The sequence below is a fragment of the Roseateles sp. P5_E4 genome, assembly GCF_054049255.1.
On sequence record NZ_JBFUMS010000002.1, the window covers coordinates 875,228 to 895,245 of the forward strand.

A 20,018-nucleotide genomic window follows, 5' to 3' on the forward strand; every position below is an offset into this window, starting at 1 on the left:
GAGCGGGCTCAGTTGGTGGTGAAGGTGGACTGGAAGAAGGACAGCGTGTTGCGCGGCCCCTTCACTCGCAGCGTGATGCGGTAGATGGGCTGTTCAGGAACTGCGGACGGGTTCGCGTTGTTGGCCGCGCCGCTGTTGGTCTGCGAGTTGATCCATTCACTGGAGCCACCCCCGAAGACCGTCTGGTTGGCCATCGTGCAGGTGCTGCTGCTGCAGCCGCCCGTGGCCGTGGCCATGCGGTCGATCACATAGCGGACCGTGACACTCATGTCCGCGACGGTGATGTCGTTGCTGGCGACCCCGACGGCAGCGAAGGTGGCGTCCGACAGCAAGGCGTTCGGAATGCCCTGGGCATTGGTGGCCAGCAGCGTGGCGCTGTAGTTGGCGCTTGTCAGATTGGTGTTGCGAGTCGTCACGACGGCCAGTGGTCCTGTTCGAACCGCGTCCATCGCAATTTGCAGGGCGCGCTCACCCTGATTCGTCAGGTCGCGCTTGAAGCCGATGTTGCCGACGGTGAACTGGCTGGAATTGATGGAGCGCGAGATGGCCACCGCGCCGATCAGCAAGATGACCAGCGTGATGAGGGCAAAGATCAGCACGATGCCGTGCTGGCTGTGCTTTGGCGACCGGAAGTGGGTGTGGATGCGCTTCATCACGGCGTCTCAGCGGGAGTAGCGGACATTGCGCAGCGGTACCGTGAACTCGACGACGCGGTAGCGCTGGTTCGCAGTACCCGTGGGTACGGTATAGGTGTAGGTGACGCCAGCGCCGAGGTCGCTGAACATCGTCAGCGTGGCTGGCGTCACATCGGATTTCTCGACCAGCTCGCTGCGCAGGATCAGGCCGACGCGGACGGCGTAGATGGACTGCAGATTTGTCTGGGCGACCGCGGTGCCTGACGTCAGCTCCGCGGCGGTGTAGCCCGCAGCGTTCGGTGCAATCCACCCGGTGACCTGTTCCAGTCCTGCACGCACGGTATCGACGCCATACAGCACCCGCATGTCGACCACGCCCTCGACCAGAGCCTCGGCGTTGCTTGAGCTCAACTTCAGCAGGTCGTAGGAAAACAGCGTTGCGTTGTCGCCAATGCCGAACAGCATGAATCGCGGTGGATTGCCGCTGACGTTGCCCAGCAGTGACACAAACGCATTGCCGTTCGAGAAGCCGGGCAGTGTCAAACCATTGATGGTGTTGGCGGCGTAGGCCCCTCCGAAGGTCAGCGTCTGGGCGGCGCTGCCGGCGAAGCCGTTGCTCACCTGCTGCACCATGCAACCCACGCCCGCCTGGGACAGCAACACCAGATCGCCTCCGCGGATGCCCAGTGTGTTGGCCAGCTTCAACTGCCCTGCGGCGGTGGACCTGGGCGAAACCGGCAGGGCCGACTCGCTCAACCCGGAGCTGCCCGTCGCCACAGCGATCACGTCAGATCCGTTGGCACCGGCGCCAGCGTGAATGATCAACGGCGCCAGCACATAGGTTTGCGGCACAGTGGAGAAGGGTGCCGGAAACGCGGCCGTCGCGGGCAGCAGCTGGGCGCTGTTCAGCGACACATTCAGGTCGCAGCCGTAGTTCGCCGACGAAGCTTGGCTGAAACCCGCGCCGGCACTGCGCAGCTCGCGATCCAGCAGATATGCCGCGTAAGCGGTGTTGCTCGTCAGGTCGTTGCCCGACGTCACGCCGCGCCGCAGCGATTCCTGCCTGACCACCATCATCGAAATGGCCAGCGTCAGCACCAGGCCGATGGCAAGCGTCACCATCAATTCGATCAGGGAGAAACCGCGGCAGGCGGTTGATGGTGCGCGCCTCATTGCGGAATCACCACGTCCGTGGTGTAGGTGTGCGTGTCGTTGGCGGCGCCGGTCGATTGCACCGGTACCCAGGTCACCGTGACGCGCGCGGTCGTCGCGTTCGTCGCAGTCACCGTGCCCACGCCGTTGGGGACGCCGCCGTTGGTAGGGTCAGAGGCGCGTGCCGCCCAGGCAGCGACCACCGCTGCGGGCACGTTGACGGAATTGAGGTTGAGCATCTGCGCCGCCATCTCACTGGCCAGCAATGCTGCGCGCTGCGAATCTTCGCTGCTGACGGAAACCTGCAGCGCGCGGGCCTGCAGCGTGATCAGTCCCAGCAGCCCGAAAGAGATGATCAGGATGCCGACAAGCATCTCGATCAGGGAGAAACCACGGCTGACACGGCGGGCGGGCGTCATCATGGGCATCCTTCCGGCGTTGTCGCGGCCTTGTCTCGGTCGCACATGCGAACGGATCCAGCCAGACTGACCGTCAACCGCAGCCGGCGGTTTTCTGCATTGGATGTTGCCGACGTGACGTCGTAGCTGGCCGCCGCCGCCGTGCAGTCGACGCCGACGCTTGCCGGATTGGTCACGGTGGCCTGGCGGCCATCGCCACCGAAGCACAGTGCCGTTTTGCTTGAGGTCAGGTTGACGCCGGATGACACGTCGGTCAGCACACCGCACTGCACGGCTTCGGCTGCATCGCCAGTCAGCAGGGCGTTCGGCACGGTGCGGGCCTGCCAATAGCTGCCTCCGGCAGCGGCCGTCGCCGCCGTGTCGCAGGTCTTGCTGTTCGTCAGGAAGAACACGACCGTATGCGTGCGTCGCTGCGCCTCGCCCTGGGCTAGGCGCAAACCGGACTGCAGGGCGTCCGCGACTGTGCGCACCCGGGAATTGCGGATCCAGGTCATGAAATTGGGCATGGCGACAGCGGTCAAGATGGCCAGGACGCTGACGGCCACCAACAACTCAATGAGGCTGAAGCCTGAGCCACGACGTATCAGCACGGGTCGCCCTTCTTCATGATCCACTTGCTGGTGCAGGCGCTGCCCCAGCTGCTGGGCACAGCCGTCGTCGCTCGCACGTCCTGATGGTTGATCGTGAACGTGAAGCCGGAGGACGGGCCACTGCCCTCGGCCTGCAAGGTGAACCGAGTGGCATCCAGCGTGCCGGTGCAACTGACCAGGAAGTTGCCGAAGGTGCGTGCTGAGGCCGTGGCGTTATTGCAGGGCGAGACGAAGTTCCCGACATTCGCGTAGGTGCGGTTGTCCTGGTAGTAGCGCTCCATCTGCGCGCGCATCGTCGTCAGGCCGGAGCTTGCATCGGACAGGCGGCTGCGCGTCACATAGTCCCTGTATTGCGGGATGGCAACCGCTGCAAGGATGCCGATGATGGTCACCGCGATCATCAACTCGATGAGCGTGAAGCCGTGGGCGGCGGTGGAGCTGAGTCGATGGCGCATGGTGATGCTTTGCATGTCGGGTGGAAGCTATTTTGGTAGCGAGGGGCGCCAGCGCGATACCGCTTGTCGCGAAGCAACGAACGCTGGTCGCAATCGCGCGCCGATTCGTGAACTGGCGCACGTTTGGCGCGGTCGCGACAGTTGTTCAGAGGGTTGACGACGGCAGGCGGACGCAGCAACGCGATGTCCTGACTCCGCTCTTTATCGGCACGCCAACAGGTCTGCCAAGGGTGAACCCCGTGGTTCTCGGTGTTTCCCCTATCATGGCGCCCTTTCTCCCGCCCCCGGCTTGCAGCCTGCCTGCGTGAATCCCTTGGCAACCGCACCTCTGATTGAACTGCGCAACGTCAGCGTCGGCTACGGCGACCGCGTGGTGCTGGACGGCGTCAACCTGAAGCTGGAGCGCGGCAAGGTGCTGGCGCTGATCGGCACTTCGGGTGGCGGCAAGACCACCGTGCTGCGCCTGCTTGGCCGCCAGCTCAGGCCCATGAGCGGCCAGGTGCTGTTCGACGGCCAGGACCTGGCGCCGCTGGACCTGGACGGCCTGTACGCCGTGCGCCGGCGCATGGGCATGCTGTTCCAGTTCGGCGCGCTGTTCACCGACCTCAGCGTCTTCGAGAACGTGGCCTTCCCGCTGCGCGAGCACACCGACCTGCCCGAGGCCATGATCCGCGACCTGGTGCTGATGAAACTCAATGCCGTCGGCCTGCGCGGTGCGCGTGACCTGCTGCCCAGCGAAGTCTCCGGCGGCATGGCCCGGCGCGTGGCCCTGGCCCGTGCGATCGCGCTGGACCCGGACCTGGTGCTGTACGACGAGCCCTTCGCCGGCCTGGACCCGATCTCGCTGGGCGTGGCTGCCCGGTTGATCCGCGACCTGAACGACGCCCTCGGCCTGACCAGCATCATCGTCTCGCACGACCTGCACGAGACCTTCGAGATCGCCGACGAGGTGGCGATGGTGGCCAATGGCCGCATCGTCGCCCAGGGCACGCCGGACGAGCTGCGCCACAGCGATGACCCGCTGGTGCGGCAGTTCGTGGGTGCCGAGCCTGACGGGCCGGTGCGCTTTCACCAGCCTGCCGTGCCGGTGGCCGAGGACTTCGGGGTGGCGTCATGATGGCGCTGGCCGCCAACCTGGGTTTGAGCGTGCGCATGCTGCTCGCCGACTGGGGCGCCGCCGCGCGGCTGTTCGGCGCGCTGCTCGCCTGTTCGCCCCGGGCGCTGATGCGTTTCGTGCTCGTGCGCGAGCAGCTCTTCTATCTGGGCAATCGCTCGCTGCTCATCATCGGCGTGTCGGGCCTGTTCGTTGGCTCCGTGCTGGCCCTGCAGGGCGACTACGCGCTGCAGCGCTACGGCTCCCGGGAAGCGGTGGGCCTGCTGACTGCGCTGAGCCTGGTGCGCGAGCTCGGCCCGGTGGTCACGGCGCTGTTGTTCGCGGGCCGCGCCGGGACGTCGCTGACCGCCGAGATCGGCCTGATGAAGGCCGGCGAGCAGCTCACCGCGATGGAGATGATGGCCGTGGACCCGGTGCAGCGTGTGCTGGCGCCGCGCTTCTGGGGTGGGCTGATCGCGATGCCCTTGCTGGCCGCGGTCTTCTCGGCGGTTGGCATCATGGGCGGCTGGCTGGTTGACGTGCCGCTGCTGGGCATCGACCCCGGTGCCTTCTGGTCGCAAATGCAAGGCGGCGTGGATGTGTTCAAGGACGTCGGCAACGGTGTCATCAAGAGCCTGGTGTTCGGCGTGACGGTCACCTTCATCGCGCTGCTTCAGGGCTATGGTTGCCGGCCCACGCCCGAGGGCGTGTCGGCAGCGACCACGCGTACCGTCGTGCTGTCGTCGCTGGCCGTGCTGGCCCTGGACTTCACGCTGACCGCCATGATGTTTTCGATTTAGGGAGAAGGAAGGATGCAATCCTCTCGATATGACGCCTGGGTGGGCCTGTTCGTGCTGATCGGCGGCGCTGCGCTGCTGTTCCTCGCGCTCAAGGCTGGCAACCTGCTGAGCCTCAATTTCGATGCCACCTACCAGGTGTCGGCGCGTTTTGACAACATCGGCGGCCTGAAGCCTAACGCCGCGGTCAAGAGCGCCGGCGTCGTCGTCGGCCGTGTCGAGTCGATCAGCTTCGACGACAAGACCTTCCAGGCCAAGGTGCTGCTCAATATGTACAAGAACACGCAGTTCCCCAAGGACAGTTCGGCCAAGATCCTGACCTCGGGCCTGCTGGGCGAGCAGTACATCGGCCTGGAGCCGGGTGCGGATGAGAAGAACCTCGCCAGCGGCGACATCATCAGGCAGACGCAGAGCGCCGTGGTGCTGGAAAACCTCATTGGCCAGTTCATCAACAGCAAGGCGTCGGACATGGGCAGCGCCGCAGCGGCAGTACCTGCCTCGGGGAGCAAGCCGTGAACCGTATCGTCCGCATGCTGGCCCTGTTTGTCCTGGCCCTGAGCCTGGCGGGTTGCCAGACCGTCAAGGGTGTCGGCACGCGCATCGAGCGGGCTGTCGACAAGGTCATGGGCTCCAAGGGCCAGCGGCTGGATCCCTGGGAATCCTGGAACCGCAAGGTCTTCGCCTTCAATGAGAAGCTGGACGAGAACGTGCTCAAGCCCGTCGCGACCGCCTATACCGAGATCGTGCCTGCGCCCATCCGTACCGGCGTCGACAACTTCTTCGGCAACATCGGCGACGCTTGGTCGGCGATCAATCTGTTCCTGCAGGGTCGTTTCAAGGCCGGTGTGGAGCAGGGCATGCGCTTTGCCGTCAACTCGACGCTCGGCCTGGCTGGCGTGCTGGATATCGCCACCGAAGCGGGCCTGGAGAAGAACAGCCAGGACTTCGGCAAGACGCTGGGCAAATGGGGCATGGGCACGGGTGCCTATATCGTCTGGCCCTTGTTCGGCCCGTCCTCGGTGCGCGACTCGCTGGCCTTGCCGGTGGACTGGCAGGCCTCGCCGGGCGTGATCTTCGACGATGGCCGCAAGAAGGTCGCAATTACCGCGCTGAGCCTCGTCAACACGCGCTCCAACTTCCTGCGTGCCGGTGAAATGCTCGATGGCATTGCGTTGGACAAATACACCTTTTACCGCGACGCCTATCTGCAACGCCGCGGCAGCTTCGATGATGACGACGAGGTCGAGGTGCTCGTGCCGGGCAACGGCGCTTCGGCACCGGCCACCGCAGCTTCAGCGCCCGAGCCTGCGGCGTCCGAACCCACGGCGAACGTGAAGAAGCCCGCCGAGCCTGCCTCTGCAGCGGCGCGGTGAATCCGCACGCGAACGGTTACGTCCCGAGAGCCAACCAAAATCCGGACTGGCGCGTTGAGCGCCCGTCCCGTTCAGAGAAAGCGAAACCATGACTGTGCTGAAATCCCTGCGCCGCCGCCTGCTCACCGTGGCCACCCTGGCGACCTTGAGCCTTGGCCTCGTGCATGGCGCCCATGCGGCCGATGGCGGCACGCCCGACCAGCTGATCCGCCAGCTGTCCCTGGAAACCATCGAGGCCGTCAAGGCCGACAAGGACATCCAGGCCGGCAACGTCAACAAGATCATCGCCCTGGTCGACGCCAAGGTGATGCCTCACGTCAACTTCCAGCGCATGACGGCATCGGCCGTCGGCCGCTTCTGGCGCCAGGCCACGCCGGAGCAGCAGACCAAGCTGCAGGCCGAGTTCAAGACCCTGCTGGTGCGCACCTATGCCGGCGCGCTGACGCAGGTGAAGGACCAGACCATCGGCCTGAAGCCGCTGCGCGCCCAGCCGACCGACACCGAGGTCGTCGTGAAGACCGAGATCCGTGGCAAGGGCGATGCTATCCAGCTCGACTATCGCCTGGAGAAGGCCGGTGCCGAGTGGAAGATCTATGACGTCAATGTGCTGGGCATCTGGCTGGCGGACCAGTACCGCAACAGCTTCGCCCAGGAGATCGGCGCCAACGGCATCGACGGCCTGATCAAGAGCCTGGCGGACAAGAACGCCAAGGCCGGCGCTCCCGCCGCCAAGGGCTGATCTTGAGCGGCCTGAAGCTGCCTGCACGGCTGCGCACGGACGGCGCCCGCGCCGCCTGGGCGCAGATGTCGCCCGCCCTGCGCGCCGAGGCCGCCCAGGTGCTGGCGGCGGCCGGCCGTGAGGTCAGGCTGTCGGCTGCCGAGTTGAAGGATTTCGATTCCGCGGCGCTGAGCGTATTGCTATCGGCCGGGCGCCAGTGCACCGAGCAGGGCGCCACGCTGAAGCTGGACAACGCGCCCGACAAGCTTCGCGAACTGGCTCGCGTCTACGGCGTGGCCGAACTGCTGTGGCCGCCTGCCGCGGCCGTCTGATCAGCCCGCGTAACGTTTCGCGCGCAGATTCTTCTTGATCTCCTGCAGCATGGGCCGCAGGTGCTGGCCCAGCTTCAGCGCCACGCCCGTGGTCAGGATGTCCACCGCGATCAGATGCAGCAAACGCGACACCATGGGGCTGTAGCGGTCGAAGTCTTCGGGATGGTCCACCGCCAGCAGGATCTGGCTGGGGCCTAGCGCCAGCTGCGCCAACGGCGAAGCGCTGGCCGTGATGATGATGATGGTCGCGCCCTTCTTGCGCGCGATGTCGGCCGCATCCAGCAGGTCGCGGCTGCGCCCCGAATTGCTGATGATGACGGCGCAATCGCCTGGCTGCAGCATGGTCGCACTCATGAGCTGCACATGGCCGTCGCTGGTCGCCGCCGTGTTCACGCCCAGGCGGAAGAACTTGTGCTGGGCGTCCTGGGCGACGATGCCGGAGTTGCCGACGCCGTAGAACTCGATGCGTCGGTTGTGGCGGGCCGAATCGGTCAGCGCGTCGATGGCGCGCTCGAAGGCATGGCTGGCTGCATCGTTGCGGTAATGCAGCAGGGCGGCAACGGCGTTGTCGACCACCTTGACGATGATGTCGCCCGTCTTGTCGTCCTCGTCCACGGCACGGTGCACGAAGGGCACGCCTTCGTTGACGCTGCCGGCCAGCTTCAGCTTGAAGTCGGCCAGGCCGTCATAGCCGACGCTGCGGCAAAAGCGCACCACCGTCGGCTTGGACACATGCGACCGGTCGGCCAACTCGCTGACCGGCAGGCTGGCGAAGCTGCGGGCATCAAGCAGCAACAGCTTGGCAACCCGTTGCTCGGCCGGCGGCAGGGCCGGCAGGGCGGCCTTCACGCGCTCAAGAATGCTCATTGTTCTTCCGCCCAACTGAAACCATCACGCGCGACCAGTGCGCTGGCGGCGGCCGGGCCCCAGGAGCCTGCCGAATAGGGGCGCGGCCCGCTCGCGTCGGCCTCCCACGCGTCAAGGATGGGCTCGACCCAGCGCCAAGCCTGCTCTTGCTCATCGCTGCGCACGAAGAGGTTGAGGCGGCCGGCGATCGCATCCAGCAGCAGGCGCTCGTAGGCGCCGACGCGCTGCGTCGCAAAAGCCTTGTCGAAGTCCAGGTCCAGCGACACCGGCGTCAACTGTTCGCCGTGGCCGGCGCCCTTCTGGGCCAGCAGTTGCAACTCCAGGCCGTCCTCGGGCTGCAGCTTGATGACCAGGCGGTTGGGCTGGCTTGCGCCGGGGAAGATCTTGTGCGGCACGGGGCGGAAGTTGACGACGATCTGCGCGTCGCGTTCGGCCAGGCGCTTGCCGGTGCGCAGGTAGAAGGGCACGCCGGCCCAGCGCCAGTTGTTGACCTCGGTGCGCAGCGCGACGAAGGTTTCGCAGGCACTGTCGGGCGGCACCTTGACCTCTTCCAGATAGCCCGGCACGGCCTTGCCTTCGATGCTGCCGGCGCGGTACTGGCCGCGCACGACGTCGCGGGCGACGCTGTCGGGCGTGAAGGGCTTCAGCGAACGCAGCACCTTGAGCTTCTCGTCGCGGATGGCGTCGGCGTCGTTGCGCGCCGGCGGCTCCATCGCGATCATGGTCAGCAGTTGCAGCGCATGGTTCTGGATCATGTCGCGCAGCGCGCCGGTGCCGTCGTAGAAGGCGCCGCGTGTGCCCACACCCAGGCGCTCGGCCAGCGTGATCTGGATGTTGGCGATGCTCTCGCGGCGCCACAGCGGCTCGAACAGCGCGTTGCCGAAGCGCAGCGCCATCAGGTTCTGCACCGAGGGCTTGCCGAGGTAGTGGTCGATGCGGAAGGCCTGCGCTTCGGCGAAGACGCTGCGCACCGCGCGGTTGATCTCCTGGGCGCTGGCCAGGTCATGGCCCAGCGGCTTCTCCAGCACCACGCGCACCTTGTCGTGGTTCAGGCCCACGGCGCCGAGTTGCTGGCAGATGCCGGTGAACAGGTGCGGGCTGGTGGCGAGATAAAGGACGACGGTGTCGGCGTTGCGCGCGTCCAGCCATTCCTTGAGCCCGGCGTAGTGATCGGGCTGGGACAAGTCCATGCGGCGGTAGTGGATCAGCGCCGCGAAGCGCTCGAACTCCTCGTCGTTGGGACGCTTGGCGCCATCCACTTCGCGGAAGCGCTCCTTCAGCCATTCGCGATAGCGCTCGTCCGTCTGGTCGTCACGCGCGACGGCGAGAATACGGCCGCCTTCGGGCAGCTTGCCGTGCCGGAAGGCCTGGAACAGCGCGGGCATCAGCTTGCGCCATGTCAGGTCGCCGGTACCGCCAAAGAACACGAGATCGAAAGACATCTGCGGGGTCTCCAGGCCAGCGTCTCCCATGGAGCGCTAACCGTTGTGTAACTAAGTTTCGTGAAATACTATGCAGCAGTTTCTTCGTCGGGTCAATCCGTTCGACCCGGATACAGGCAGCCCATGAACCAGCTCGACCAGCTCAAAACCCTCACCACCGTCGTTGCCGATACGGGCAACTTCCTGCAGCTCGCGCAGTTTGCACCGCGAGATGCAACGACCAACCCTTCACTGATCCTGAAGGCGGTGCAGTCGCCCGACTACGCGCCGTTGCTGAAGGAGGCGGTCGAGGCGCATCGCGGCAAGCCCTTGGACGAGATCGTCGACCAGGTGCTGGTGCGCTTCGGTCTCGAGATCCTCAAGGTCGTGCCAGGCCGTGTGTCCACCGAGGTCGATGCGCGCCTGTCCTTCGACAAGGCCGCGTCGCTCGCCCGCGCCCGCCGCATCATCGGCCTGTACGAAGCCGCCGGCATCTCGCGCGAGCGCGTGCTGATCAAGCTGGCCTCGACCTGGGAAGGCATCCAGGCCGCTGCCGAACTGGAGCGCGAAGGCATCCGCTGCAATCTGACGCTGCTGTTCGCCTTCGCCCAGGCCGTGGCCTGCGGTGAAGCCAAGGTCCAGCTGATCTCTCCCTTCGTCGGCCGCATCTACGACTGGTACAAGAAGTTCGCCGGCAGCAGTTGGGATGAGGCGGCGATGGCCGGCGTCAACGACCCCGGCGTGAAGTCGGTGACGCAGATCTACGCCTACTTCAAGCAGCATGGCATCAAGACCGAGGTCATGGGCGCGAGCTTCCGCAACATCGGTCAGATCCAGGCGCTGGCCGGCTGCGACCTGCTGACCATCAGCCCCGATCTGCTCGCCCAACTTCAGGCCACCGACGCCAAGCTGGAGCGCGCGCTCGACCCGACCAAGGCGGCGGCCGTACCCGCCATCCACCTGGACGAAGCCGCCTTCCGCTTCGCGCTGAATGAGGATGCGATGGCCACCGAGAAGCTGGCCGAGGGCATCCGCCAGTTCGCCGTCGATGCCGGCAAGCTCGACAAGCTCATCGAGGCCGCCTGACATGACGGCGCGCTGCGACCTGTCTCCCGTTTGGGCTGAACTGCAAGCCCACTACGCCGCGAGCGGTCGCGGCTTCGATATCCGTGAAGCTTTCAAGGCGGATGCGGACCGCTTCGGCGCGCTGTCGTTTGAAGCGCCCGAGGTGTTCGCCGATCTGTCCAAGAACCGCATCGACATGCCCACGCTGGCCCTGCTGCTGAAGCTGGCGGCCGACTGTGGCCTCGAAGCGCGGCGCGATGCGCTGCTGCGCGGCGACCCGGTCAACCACACCGAAGGCCGCGCGGTGCTTCACACGGCGCTGCGCGCGCCGGCAGGCAGCAAGGCACCGTTCAATGCCGAGGTGCAAGCATCTCTGGATGCGATGCTGGCCTTTGCCGAGCGCGTGCGCCGCGGCGAGCGGGGCGAGATCACCGACGTCGTGCACATCGGCATCGGCGGCAGCGACCTCGGGCCCGCGATGGTCGTGCAGGCGCTGCAGGCCTTTGGCCGTCGCGACCTCAAGCTGCATTTCGTCTCCAACGTCGACGGCCATGACCTGGCGCCCGTGCTGGCCGGCGTTGACGCAAAGCACACGCTGTTCGTCATTGCCTCCAAGACCTTCACGACGCAGGAGACGCTGGCCAATGCGCAAGCTGCCAAGGCCTGGTTCCTGGCCGCCGGTGGAACGGATGTGGCGCGCCACTTCGTCGCGACCAGCAGCAACACTGCCGCCGCTGCCGCCTTCGGCATCGACACCGCCTTTGGTTTCTGGGACTGGGTCGGCGGCCGTTACTCGCTGTGGTCGGTCATCGGCCTGCCCATTGCCATCGCCGTCGGCGCCGACAACTTCCGTGAACTGCTGGCCGGCGCGCATGCGATGGACGAACACTTCGCGTCGGCGCCGCTCGACCGAAATCTGCCGGTGCTGCTGGGCCTGGTCGACGTCTGGTACCGCAATTTCCATGGCTTCACCAGCCGCAGCGTCGCACCGTATCACCAGGGCCTGCGCCGCCTGCCCGCCTATCTGCAGCAGCTGGAGATGGAGAGCAACGGCAAGGGCGTGGACTTGGACGGCAACGCGCTGTCAATCGGGACGTCGCCCGTCGTCTGGGGCGAGGCCGGCACCAACGGCCAGCACGCCTACTTCCAGATGCTGCATCAGGGCACGGACGTCATCCCGGTGGAGTTCATCGCGGTGAAGCGCCCGAATCACGGCGTAAGCGGAGAACTGGCCGAGAAGCTGGCCGACCAGCACCGCAAGCTGCTGGCCAACTGCCTGGCGCAGAGCCAGGCATTGATGCAAGGCAAGACGGCCGCCGAGGCCCTCACCGAGAAGGCGCCGACCGCGTCGGCAACGCTGGACCGTGGCGTCTTGTCCCGGCACCGCAGCTTTCCTGGCAACCGCCCGAGTACGACCCTCGTGCTGGATGCGCTGACGCCGCGTTCGCTCGGCGCGCTGATCGCCCTGTACGAGCACCGCGTCTTCGTGACCGGCGCACTGTGGGGCATCAACAGCTTCGACCAGTGGGGCGTGGAACTGGGCAAGGCACTCTGCAACCAGTTGCTGCCGCGCCTGGACTCCGGCGACACGGCGGGCCTGGACGGCTCGACCGCCGGCCTGTTGAAGCGGCTGGTGGCCGCATGAAGATCGTCTTTGATTTTGGCGGCGTGGTGTTCCGCTGGCATCCGGCCAGCTTCCTCGCGCGCATCTGGCCGCACCGCATCGAGACGCTGGAGCAGGGGGCGGCCGCGGCTGTGGTCTTTTTTCAGAACTATGGTGGCGACTGGGGCCTGTTCGACCAGGGCCTGATCGGCGCCGACGAGGTGGTGCGCCGCATCTCGGCGCGCACCGGCTGGCCGCGGGGCGACGTCGCTGCGGTCGTGCGTGCAGTGCCGGACGAGCTGATGCTGATCCCCGCTACTGCCGTGCTGATCCGCGATCTGCGCGCCGCGGGGCACACGCTGCACTTCCTGTCCAACATGCCCGAGCCGTATGCGGACCATCTCAGCCGCAGCTTTCCACTGAATGAATGGTTCGAGTCGGGCCTGTTCTCGGGCCGTGTCAAGCAGATCAAGCCGAGCGCCGAGATGTTCGCGATGGCCGAGCGTCACTTCAATGCGCCGCCGCAGGACCTGCTTTTCCTGGACGACCACCCGGCCAATGTCGATGCGGCCCTGTCACGCGACTGGCAGGCCTTCCTGTTCACGGATGCCGCCAGCGCGCGGCGTGAGCTGGTGTCGCGGCGTCTGTTGAGCGCTTGAGCGCCTGATCAGTGCACCAGCGGCTCGCCGTCCGGCCCGTATTCATCCGGGTTCTGGGGCGGCGTGGCGGGCACGCGGAACGACTCGCTGGCCCAGGCGCCGAGGTCGATCTGCCGGCAGCGCTCGCTGCAGAAGGGCCGCCATTTGTTGCTGGGTGCGAACACGCTGTCGCCGCCACATTGAGGGCAGCGCACGATGCGCTCGCCTGCGGGGTTCGTCTTCATTGGCTCTTCATTGGCACAAGGCGAGTTCGAAGCCGCTGTCTTCCTGTGCCAGCTTGAGCCGGCCTTCCTCGTCCTGGCGCATCAGGCGGATGGAGATCATCAGCCGATGGCCGGAGATTTCGGGGATCAGCCCGAGGCTGGGGTCGATGCGCATGCGCAGCAGCTGGTAGACGCGGCCAGGCGGCAGGCTCTGCTGGAACTGCCCCGCGGTGGCCGCCACCTTGTGCGGGGCTCCAGAGTCGCGCAGCAGGCCGAGCAGCACCTGCAGGGCCTCAGCCAGCGGCATCAGCGTCTGGGCCCAGGTCATCAGGTCCTTGCGGCGACGCACTGGCAGCAGCTGCTGCCAGTTGTAATAGGCCGGCAGGTCGAACTCGCAGGTACCGCCGGGAATGCTGATGCGGCTGCGGATGCTCATCAGCCACTCGTTGCCCGTCAGCGTCGCGCCGGCCTTGCCGGCCAGCGCGTTCAAACGCTGGAAGGCGCCGTCGATGCGGGCGACGACTTCATCCAGGCGTGCTTCGTCAAGGCCGGGGCTGCCGCGGTAACCGATGAATTGCGCCTTGTGCTTCTCGAGTTCCTTGAGCAGATCGCTCTTGAGGTCGGCACGCGAAGCGACGTCCATGATCTCGAACAGCGTGACCAGGGCGAAATGATGGTCCAGCGCGGTCTCGCGCGACATCAGCGTGCCGAGGCGGTCGAACAGATGCTCGAGGCGAAGCATCGTGCGGATGCTTTCGTTGAACGGGTACTCGTACAGGACCAAAGGTGCCTCGGGTGGACTGCGATCAGGGCCGGGCGATTGTTTCACAGCCCCAGCGCTCGGCCAGGCTGAGAACCTCGTTTCTGAGCGCAACAAGCGGTAGGCGATCGTTGTGGAGCACAGCGTCGGCCGCCGCCCTGCGGGCTTCGCGGCTGGCCTGTGCTGCGATGGCGCCCGCAATGCGTTCGCGCGTCCAGCCCGGGCGCTGCAGCACCCGTTCGATCTGGGTTTCGATCGCGCAATCGACGACGAGCACGCGGGCGACGCGCGCCCGCCAGCGACCGGATTCGACCAGCAGAGGCACGTCGAAGACGACAAGGCGGGCCGTCGCGGTCTCAGCCTGCGCCTGTGCTTCAGCGGTGATCAGCGGATGCAGGATGGCCTCGAGCCGGCGCTTGGCCGTCGGGTCAGAGAAGACCAGGGCGCGCATTCGATCGCGGTCCAGGGCCCCATCGGTGCTGATGAAGTCCGCGCCGAACTGCACTGCAATGGCAGGCATGGCCGCACCGCTGGGCGCGGTCAGGGTGCGGGAGATGGCATCCGTATCGATGAGGGCGGCGCCGGCTTCGTGTAGAAAGCCTGCGACCGTGCTCTTGCCGCTGCCGATGCCGCCGGTCAGGCCGACCCTCATCAAGGGTTCATGTCCAGCCGAGCCAGCCCAGCACCGTCGGCTGGCCGGCAAACAGCACCACCAGGCCACCGCCGGCCAGGAAAGGGCCGAAGGGCACGTAGCGGCCCTCACGCAGGCCGGCATTCATCTTCATGATGATGCCGATGACGGCACCGATGGCTGAGGCGCCGAGGACGATGGGCAGCACCATCTGCCAGCCCAGCCAGGCGCCCAGCGCCGCGAGCAGCTTGAAGTCGCCATAGCCCATGCCCTCCTTCTTGGTGAGGAGCTTGAACACCCAGTACACCGACCACAGCGACAGGTAGCCGCTCAAGGCGCCGATCAGGGCCTTGTCCAGCGGAATCGTCCAGCCCATCAGGGCGGCGGCGAGCCCGGCCCAGAGCAGGGGCTGGTTGATCGCATCCGGCAGCAACGTGGTGTCCCAGTCGATCATCGCCAGTGCGATCAGAGCAGCGACGAAGCCGCACCAGAGCAGCGTGGTCGGCTGGGCGCCGAAGCGCCAGGACAGGGCGGCGAAGGCGGCGCCGGTGAGCGCTTCAATGATGGGATAGCGCTTGGAGATCGGCGCCTTGCACGTGGCGCATTTACCGCCCAGGCGAAGCCAGCCAATGACCGGCAGGTTTTCATGCCAGCGCAACTGATGGCCGCAATGCGGGCAGCGTGAACGCGGCGCGGCGATAGTGAATGGCGGCAGGGCTTCGATCTTGGTGCCGTAGACATCCACGGCCTTGGCCAGCTTTTCAGCCTCGGGCAAAGGCATGTCAGCGACGCGCGCCATGGCGGCCGCGTCAGTGAGCTGCGCGGCCGACTCATGCAGCCACTGGCGCTCCAACATCAGCGGCAGGCGGTAAATGACGACGTTGAGAAAACTGCCGATACAAAGACCGAAGATGCCGAGGATCCAGGGTGACAGCAGCAGGCTGTAGTCCACCGCCATCAGACCACCTGGCCGAGCTTGAAGATCGGCAGGTACATCGACACGACGATGCCACCGATCAGGCCGCCCAGGATGACGATGATGAAGGGCTCCATCAGGCTGGACAGCGCCTTGACCGCTTCATCCACCTCGTCCTCATAGAACTCCGCGGCCTTGGCCAGCATGTGGTCGAGGGAGCCAGATTCCTCGCCGATGGAAGACATCTGCAACACCATGGTCGGGAAGATGCCCGTCGTCTGCATCGACGTCGTCAGCGCGGCGCCGGTGGAAACGTCGCGTTGGATCTGTTCGGTCGCCTCAGCGAATACCGCATTCCCCGAGGCGCCGCCGACGGAATCGAGCGCCTCGACCAGCGGGACGCCTGCGGCAAACATCGTCGACAGGGTCCGCGTCCAACGCGCGACGGCGGATTTGTACATGAGGTCACCGAAGACGGGGACCTTCAACAGCAGGCGATCCATGCGCTTTTGCATCGGCACGGAGCGCTTCCAGGTCTGCAGGAAGAAATAGATGCCACCGCCAATGCTGCCGAAGATGGCCCACCAGTAGGAGACGAAGAACTTGGACAGCGCGATGATGAAAAGGGTGGGGGCGGGCAGGTCGGCGCCGAAAGACTTGAAGACATCCTCGAAGGCAGGCACCACAAAGATCATGATGACTGCAACGACGATGAAGGCGACCACCATCACCGCGACAGGGTAGGTCAGTGCCGACTTGATCTTGTTCTTGATGGCAACCGTCTTTTCCTGATAGACCGCCAGTCGGTCCAGCAGCGCTTCCAAGATACCGCCAGCTTCGCCCGCTTCGACGAGGTTGCAGTACAGCGCGTCGAAATACATCGGGTGCTTGCGGAAGGCCGATGACAGGCTCGTGCCGGTTTCCACATCCTGTCGGATGTCGTTCAGCAGCCGTGTGAGGCGCGGGTTGGTCGCGCCGCGGGCGACGATGTCAAAGGACTGCAGCAACGGCACGCCGGCGCGCATCATCGTCGCGAGCTGGCGCGTGAAGATCGCAATGTCCTTCTGCTTGACCGCGCTGCCACCGCTGGAGCGGCGCTTCTTGACCTTGTTGACCAGGATGCCCTGGCGGCGCAAGGTGGCGCTGACCATGGCCTCACCACCGGCCCGGAGTTCGCCTCTGACGATCTTGCCATTGCGATCCTTGCCCTCCCACTCGAAGACGAAGTCCTTGACGCCTTTTGCTGCGGCAGTGGCAGTAGCCATGCGCTCTCCTCGAGACTGATTATTCGTTGGTGGCGGACAGCACTTCTTCCAGTGTCGTGACGCCGCCGCGCGCCTTCACGAGGCCGGACTGGCGCAGATCGCGCACCCCTTCCTTCTTGGCCTGCTCGGCGATGTCCATCGCCGTTCCCTCAGCCAGGATGATGCGCTGGATCGCCTCCGTGACGGGCATCACTTGGTAAAGCCCGACGCGGCCGCGGTAACCATTTGTGCAGCTGCTGCAGCCGACGGCGCGATAGAGCTTCCAGCTGCCGTCGAAATCTTCCTCGACGAAGCCGGCCTTGATCAGCGCTTCGCGTGGGTAGTCTGCTGGCTGTTTGCAGTTCTCGCACAGCCGGCGCACGAGGCGCTGAGCGGTGATGAGCAGCACGCTGGACGCGATATTGAACGGCGCCACGCCCATGTTGAGCAGACGGGTCAACGTTTTGGGCGCGTCATTGGTGTGCAGCGTCGACATGACCATGTGGCCCGTCTGAGCGGCCTTGATCGCGATATCGGCGGTTTCCAGGTCACGGATTTCGCCGACCATGATGATGTCTGGATCCTGGCGCAGGAAGGACTTCAGGGCCGTCGAGAAGTTCAGGCCCGCCTTGTCGTTGACGTTGACCTGGTTGATACCGGGCAGGTTGATTTCGGCCGGGTCTTCCACGGTCGCGATGTTGACGCCAGGCTGGTTCAGGATGTTCAGACAGGTGTAGAGAGACACCGTCTTGCCGGAGCCCGTCGGGCCGGTCACAAGCACCATGCCGTAAGGGCGGTAGATGCAGGCGAGCAGGCGCTCCTTCTCGATCTTCTCGTAGCCCAGCGCTTCAATGCCCAGCTTCGCGGAGGACGAGTCCAGGATACGAATGACGATCTTTTCGCCGAACAGCGTAGGCAGGGTGCTGACGCGGAAATCGATGGACTTGCTGCCGAACTTCAGCTTCATGCGCCCGTCCTGGGGCACTCGCTTCTCGGAGATGTCCAGGCGCGAAATCACCTTGATGCGCGAGGCCAGCTTGTCCTTGATCGCAATGGGCGGTTGCGTGATCTCGCGCAACTCGCCATCGACGCGAAAGCGCACGCGGTAGTGGAACTCGTAGGGTTCGAAATGCAAGTCCGAGGCGCGCAGATTGATCGCGTCGACCAGCATCTTCTGCAGGAAGCGGACGACGGGTGCGTCCTCGACGTCTGCCAGTTCGGCAGCCTCCTGCTGCGGCGTCGCATCCTCTTCGGCGATGTCGAAGTCGAAGTCGCCGCCAGCGATGCTCTCGAGCGATTCCGTCGCGCTGACGCCGCTGCTGGCCAGCATTTTGGCCAGCTTGTCATGCTCGACGATGACCCATTCCGGCTGCAGCTGGGTCGCGAACTTGATGCGTTCAATGACCTCGAGATCCGTGGGATCGGCGCCGCCGACGAAAAGGCGATTGCCGCGCCGCGACAGGGCCACGACCTGGTACTGCTGGGCCAGCTTGGCGTCGATGACGTTCTGCGGCATGCGCTGCGGGTCCATCGCCGACAGATCCAGCAGCGGCAAGGCCAGGGCACTGGACAAGGTGTGCGCCAGATCGACTGGCGAAACCAAGCCGCTTGCGATCACCGCGTTGACGAAACTGGCCTTCTTTTCCCTCGCCTGCTTGACGAGATCTTCGGCGGCCTTGGCCTGGAGCTTGCCGGCGTGCACCAGCATGCGCGCCACCCCCGACAGGGAAGACTGAAGCGGCTCGGCGAGCGTGGTTTCCACAGGCAGTTGCGTCAACGACGGAAAGAGCGAAGTCTGCCAATTGTGCCAGTCGGTAGCCGGGCGCGAGGCAAACGAATTCCAGGGATAACGTCAGGATTTCAGGGTTGCCGGTACTGTGGCCCGGTCGATTTGCGGACCCTCATCCCGAGGGCGAAGACTTGGTCGGGGTGAGAGGATTCGAACCTCCGGCCTCTACGTCCCGAACGTAGCGCTCTACCAGGCTAAGCTACACCCCGATGTCTTCTGCGCGAGCCGCCTATGAGTGGCGCTCAACCGACTGAATTGCGAATTCTAGCAGAGATTCTGTCCACCTATTTGGAGGCAGGTGGCTGAGACATTCGGCCGCGTGCCGCGCTTCGGTTCGCGCCGCTTCCCGGGTCGATTCGAGGGCGCCGGTTGAGCGCACGATGGCAACGATATCCTGCAGTTTTTCCTGCTCGCCCTCTTCGATGGCATGCCGAAGCAATGCGCGTTGCTCGCCCGTTGCTCGCTCCATCGCGATCAACAGCGGCAGTGTCGTCTTGCCCTCGCGCAGGTCGTCCCCGATGTTCTTGCCGAGCTCCAGGGCGTCTCCTTCGTAATCCAGCACATCGTCGATGAGCTGGAAGGCCGTTCCCAGCGCGCGCCCATAGGCGGCACAGGCTTCCTCGACCTCGGGCGGGGCGTTGGCCAGTACCGCGCCGAGGCGAGCGCTGGCTTCGAAAAGCTTGGCAGTCTTGAACCGGATCACGCGCAGATAGCTCTCCACCGTGATGTCCGGGTCGTGCATGTTCATCAGCTGCAGGACTTCGCCCTCGGCAATGACGTTGGTGGCCTCTGCCAGCACCTCCAGCACCCGCATGCGGTCGACCGACACCATCATCTGGAAGGCGCGCGAATAAAGGAAGTCGCCGACCAGCACGCTCGCAGCGTTGCCGAACAGGGCGTTGGCGGTCGGCTTGCCGCGACGCAGTGAGGACTCGTCAACGACGTCATCGTGCAGCAGCGTCGCCGTATGGATGAACTCGACGACGGCGGCCAACTCAAAGCGCGCCGGCTTGGCAAAACCGAGCGCGTTCGCAAACAGCAGCACGAGCTTGGGGCGCATGCGCTTGCCGCCGGCATGCACGATGTAGTGCGCGATCTGGTCGATCAGCGCCACATCGGAGGACAGGCGCTGCGCGATGACCGCGTCGACCTGGGCCATTTCGTCGGCCAGCAGGGCGAGTACCTCAGCAACTTGGGATGGGGGCGAGGCTGACTCGACGCGCACGTGGACTCTCAGGCAAGGAATGGGGTGATTATAGAAACGGCGTCCATGCGCTTGCGGGCATGGTCGGGCCG

The 20,018-nt window shown here is 65.4% G+C and carries 23 protein-coding genes and 1 tRNA gene; 9 read left to right on the forward strand and 15 right to left on the reverse strand.

The genetic code is table 11. The annotated features are described in order from the left end of the window. Nucleotides 1–8 precede the first annotated feature (8 nt). Genes ACXJLH_RS06650 through ACXJLH_RS06670 form a run of 5 tightly spaced genes read right to left on the reverse strand, consistent with a single transcriptional unit; the run spans nucleotide 9 to nucleotide 3,266 of the window. Nucleotides 9–653, reverse strand: coding sequence for a pilus assembly PilX family protein (locus tag ACXJLH_RS06650; RefSeq protein ID WP_457389092.1), 645 nt, complete (start codon nucleotides 651–653; stop codon nucleotides 9–11). A 9-nt stretch (nucleotides 654–662) separates the two neighbouring features. After that, the gene (locus ACXJLH_RS06655) at nucleotides 663–1,808 is read right to left on the reverse strand and encodes a PilW family protein (RefSeq protein ID WP_457443065.1); all 1,146 of its coding nucleotides are present in this window, start codon (nucleotides 1,806–1,808) and stop codon (nucleotides 663–665) included. After that, nucleotides 1,805–2,209: a type IV pilus modification PilV family protein gene (locus tag ACXJLH_RS06660; protein WP_457389090.1), complete on the reverse strand. Its 405-nt coding sequence runs from the start codon at nucleotides 2,207–2,209 to the stop codon at nucleotides 1,805–1,807. Before ACXJLH_RS06660 ends, ACXJLH_RS06655 begins: the two co-directional genes overlap by 4 nt. Then, nucleotides 2,206–2,796 (reverse strand): pilus assembly FimT family protein, encoded by a 591-nt coding sequence (locus tag ACXJLH_RS06665; protein ID WP_457443067.1) that lies wholly within the window; start codon nucleotides 2,794–2,796, stop codon nucleotides 2,206–2,208. Before ACXJLH_RS06665 ends, ACXJLH_RS06660 begins: the two co-directional genes overlap by 4 nt. Further along, the gene (locus tag ACXJLH_RS06670; protein WP_457443069.1) at nucleotides 2,790–3,266 is read right to left on the reverse strand and encodes a type IV pilin protein; all 477 of its coding nucleotides are present in this window, start codon (nucleotides 3,264–3,266) and stop codon (nucleotides 2,790–2,792) included. The genes ACXJLH_RS06665 and ACXJLH_RS06670 overlap by 7 nt, the downstream gene beginning before the upstream one ends. 298 nt (nucleotides 3,267–3,564) lie before the next feature. On the opposite strand from ACXJLH_RS06670, the gene ACXJLH_RS06675 reads away from it, so the two are divergent. The 6 genes from ACXJLH_RS06675 to ACXJLH_RS06700 all read left to right on the forward strand — a co-directional run bounded on the left by ACXJLH_RS06675 (nucleotide 3,565) and on the right by ACXJLH_RS06700 (nucleotide 7,564). Further along, complete coding sequence (locus ACXJLH_RS06675) at nucleotides 3,565–4,368, forward strand: ABC transporter ATP-binding protein (RefSeq protein WP_457324266.1); 804 nt, start codon at nucleotides 3,565–3,567, stop codon at nucleotides 4,366–4,368. Then, entirely contained in the window at nucleotides 4,365–5,144 is a 780-nt protein-coding gene (mlaE, locus tag ACXJLH_RS06680; RefSeq protein WP_056203342.1) for a lipid asymmetry maintenance ABC transporter permease subunit MlaE, read from the forward strand. The genes ACXJLH_RS06675 and mlaE overlap by 4 nt, the downstream gene beginning before the upstream one ends. A 12-nt stretch (nucleotides 5,145–5,156) precedes the next feature. Beyond that, on the forward strand, nucleotides 5,157–5,657 hold the full coding sequence (gene mlaD, locus ACXJLH_RS06685) for an outer membrane lipid asymmetry maintenance protein MlaD (protein WP_457350026.1): 501 nt from the start codon (nucleotides 5,157–5,159) through the stop codon (nucleotides 5,655–5,657). Then, nucleotides 5,654–6,514 (forward strand): MlaA family lipoprotein, encoded by an 861-nt coding sequence (locus ACXJLH_RS06690; RefSeq protein WP_457443071.1) that lies wholly within the window; start codon nucleotides 5,654–5,656, stop codon nucleotides 6,512–6,514. Before mlaD ends, ACXJLH_RS06690 begins: the two co-directional genes overlap by 4 nt. Before the next feature lie 88 nt (nucleotides 6,515–6,602). Next, nucleotides 6,603–7,253 carry an MlaC/ttg2D family ABC transporter substrate-binding protein gene (locus tag ACXJLH_RS06695; RefSeq protein WP_056203349.1) on the forward strand — a complete coding sequence of 217 codons (651 nt, stop codon included), beginning with the start codon at nucleotides 6,603–6,605 and terminating at the stop codon, nucleotides 7,251–7,253. 2 nt (nucleotides 7,254–7,255) lie between these two features. Then, nucleotides 7,256–7,564 carry an STAS domain-containing protein gene (locus ACXJLH_RS06700; protein ID WP_056203352.1) on the forward strand — a complete coding sequence of 103 codons (309 nt, stop codon included), beginning with the start codon at nucleotides 7,256–7,258 and terminating at the stop codon, nucleotides 7,562–7,564. Here ACXJLH_RS06700 and ACXJLH_RS06705 read toward each other — a convergent pair whose 3' ends face one another. Together ACXJLH_RS06705 and zwf are read right to left on the reverse strand one after the other, a co-directional pair. Continuing rightward, the gene (locus tag ACXJLH_RS06705) at nucleotides 7,565–8,425 is read right to left on the reverse strand and encodes a MurR/RpiR family transcriptional regulator (protein ID WP_056203638.1); all 861 of its coding nucleotides are present in this window, start codon (nucleotides 8,423–8,425) and stop codon (nucleotides 7,565–7,567) included. It abuts the gene before it with no gap. A gap of 2 nt (nucleotides 8,426–8,427) precedes the next feature. Next, nucleotides 8,428–9,873, reverse strand: coding sequence for a glucose-6-phosphate dehydrogenase (gene zwf / locus ACXJLH_RS06710; RefSeq protein WP_457325867.1), 1,446 nt, complete (start codon nucleotides 9,871–9,873; stop codon nucleotides 8,428–8,430). A gap of 123 nt (nucleotides 9,874–9,996) precedes the next feature. On the opposite strand from zwf, the gene tal reads away from it, so the two are divergent. Genes tal through ACXJLH_RS06725 form a run of 3 tightly spaced genes read left to right on the forward strand, consistent with a single transcriptional unit; the run spans nucleotide 9,997 to nucleotide 13,179 of the window. Then, a complete protein-coding gene (gene tal / locus ACXJLH_RS06715) occupies nucleotides 9,997–10,938 on the forward strand; it encodes a transaldolase (RefSeq protein WP_457443073.1) in 942 nt (313 codons plus the stop codon). 1 nt (nucleotide 10,939) lies between these two features. After that, nucleotides 10,940–12,562, forward strand: a complete 1,623-nt coding sequence (pgi, locus tag ACXJLH_RS06720; protein WP_457389084.1) for a glucose-6-phosphate isomerase — start codon at nucleotides 10,940–10,942, stop codon at nucleotides 12,560–12,562. Continuing rightward, nucleotides 12,559–13,179 (forward strand): HAD family hydrolase, encoded by a 621-nt coding sequence (locus ACXJLH_RS06725; RefSeq protein ID WP_056203360.1) that lies wholly within the window; start codon nucleotides 12,559–12,561, stop codon nucleotides 13,177–13,179. Before pgi ends, ACXJLH_RS06725 begins: the two co-directional genes overlap by 4 nt. Before the next feature lie 8 nt (nucleotides 13,180–13,187). Here ACXJLH_RS06725 and ACXJLH_RS06730 read toward each other — a convergent pair whose 3' ends face one another. From ACXJLH_RS06730 to ACXJLH_RS06765, 8 genes are all read right to left on the reverse strand, one after another. Then, entirely contained in the window at nucleotides 13,188–13,403 is a 216-nt protein-coding gene (locus ACXJLH_RS06730) for a DNA gyrase inhibitor YacG (RefSeq protein ID WP_056203363.1), read from the reverse strand. A gap of 7 nt (nucleotides 13,404–13,410) precedes the next feature. Continuing rightward, entirely contained in the window at nucleotides 13,411–14,166 is a 756-nt protein-coding gene (zapD, locus tag ACXJLH_RS06735; RefSeq protein WP_056203365.1) for a cell division protein ZapD, read from the reverse strand. Nucleotides 14,167–14,188: 22 nt separating this feature from the next. Further along, complete coding sequence (gene coaE, locus ACXJLH_RS06740; RefSeq protein WP_157282070.1) at nucleotides 14,189–14,797, reverse strand: dephospho-CoA kinase; 609 nt, start codon at nucleotides 14,795–14,797, stop codon at nucleotides 14,189–14,191. A 4-nt stretch (nucleotides 14,798–14,801) separates the two neighbouring features. Next, a complete protein-coding gene (locus ACXJLH_RS06745) occupies nucleotides 14,802–15,731 on the reverse strand; it encodes a prepilin peptidase (protein ID WP_457443075.1) in 930 nt (309 codons plus the stop codon). Beyond that, nucleotides 15,731–16,954 (reverse strand): type II secretion system F family protein, encoded by a 1,224-nt coding sequence (locus ACXJLH_RS06750; RefSeq protein ID WP_457443077.1) that lies wholly within the window; start codon nucleotides 16,952–16,954, stop codon nucleotides 15,731–15,733. The genes ACXJLH_RS06745 and ACXJLH_RS06750 overlap by 1 nt, the downstream gene beginning before the upstream one ends. 19 nt (nucleotides 16,955–16,973) lie before the next feature. Continuing rightward, the gene (gene pilB / locus ACXJLH_RS06755) at nucleotides 16,974–18,641 is read right to left on the reverse strand and encodes a type IV-A pilus assembly ATPase PilB (RefSeq protein ID WP_457443162.1); all 1,668 of its coding nucleotides are present in this window, start codon (nucleotides 18,639–18,641) and stop codon (nucleotides 16,974–16,976) included. Nucleotides 18,642–18,854: 213 nt separating this feature from the next. Further along, a tRNA-Pro gene (locus tag ACXJLH_RS06760) sits at nucleotides 18,855–18,931 on the reverse strand. A 20-nt stretch (nucleotides 18,932–18,951) separates the two neighbouring features. Further along, nucleotides 18,952–19,881, reverse strand: coding sequence for a polyprenyl synthetase family protein (locus ACXJLH_RS06765; protein ID WP_056203374.1), 930 nt, complete (start codon nucleotides 19,879–19,881; stop codon nucleotides 18,952–18,954). Between the last annotated feature and the right edge of the window lie 137 nt (nucleotides 19,882–20,018).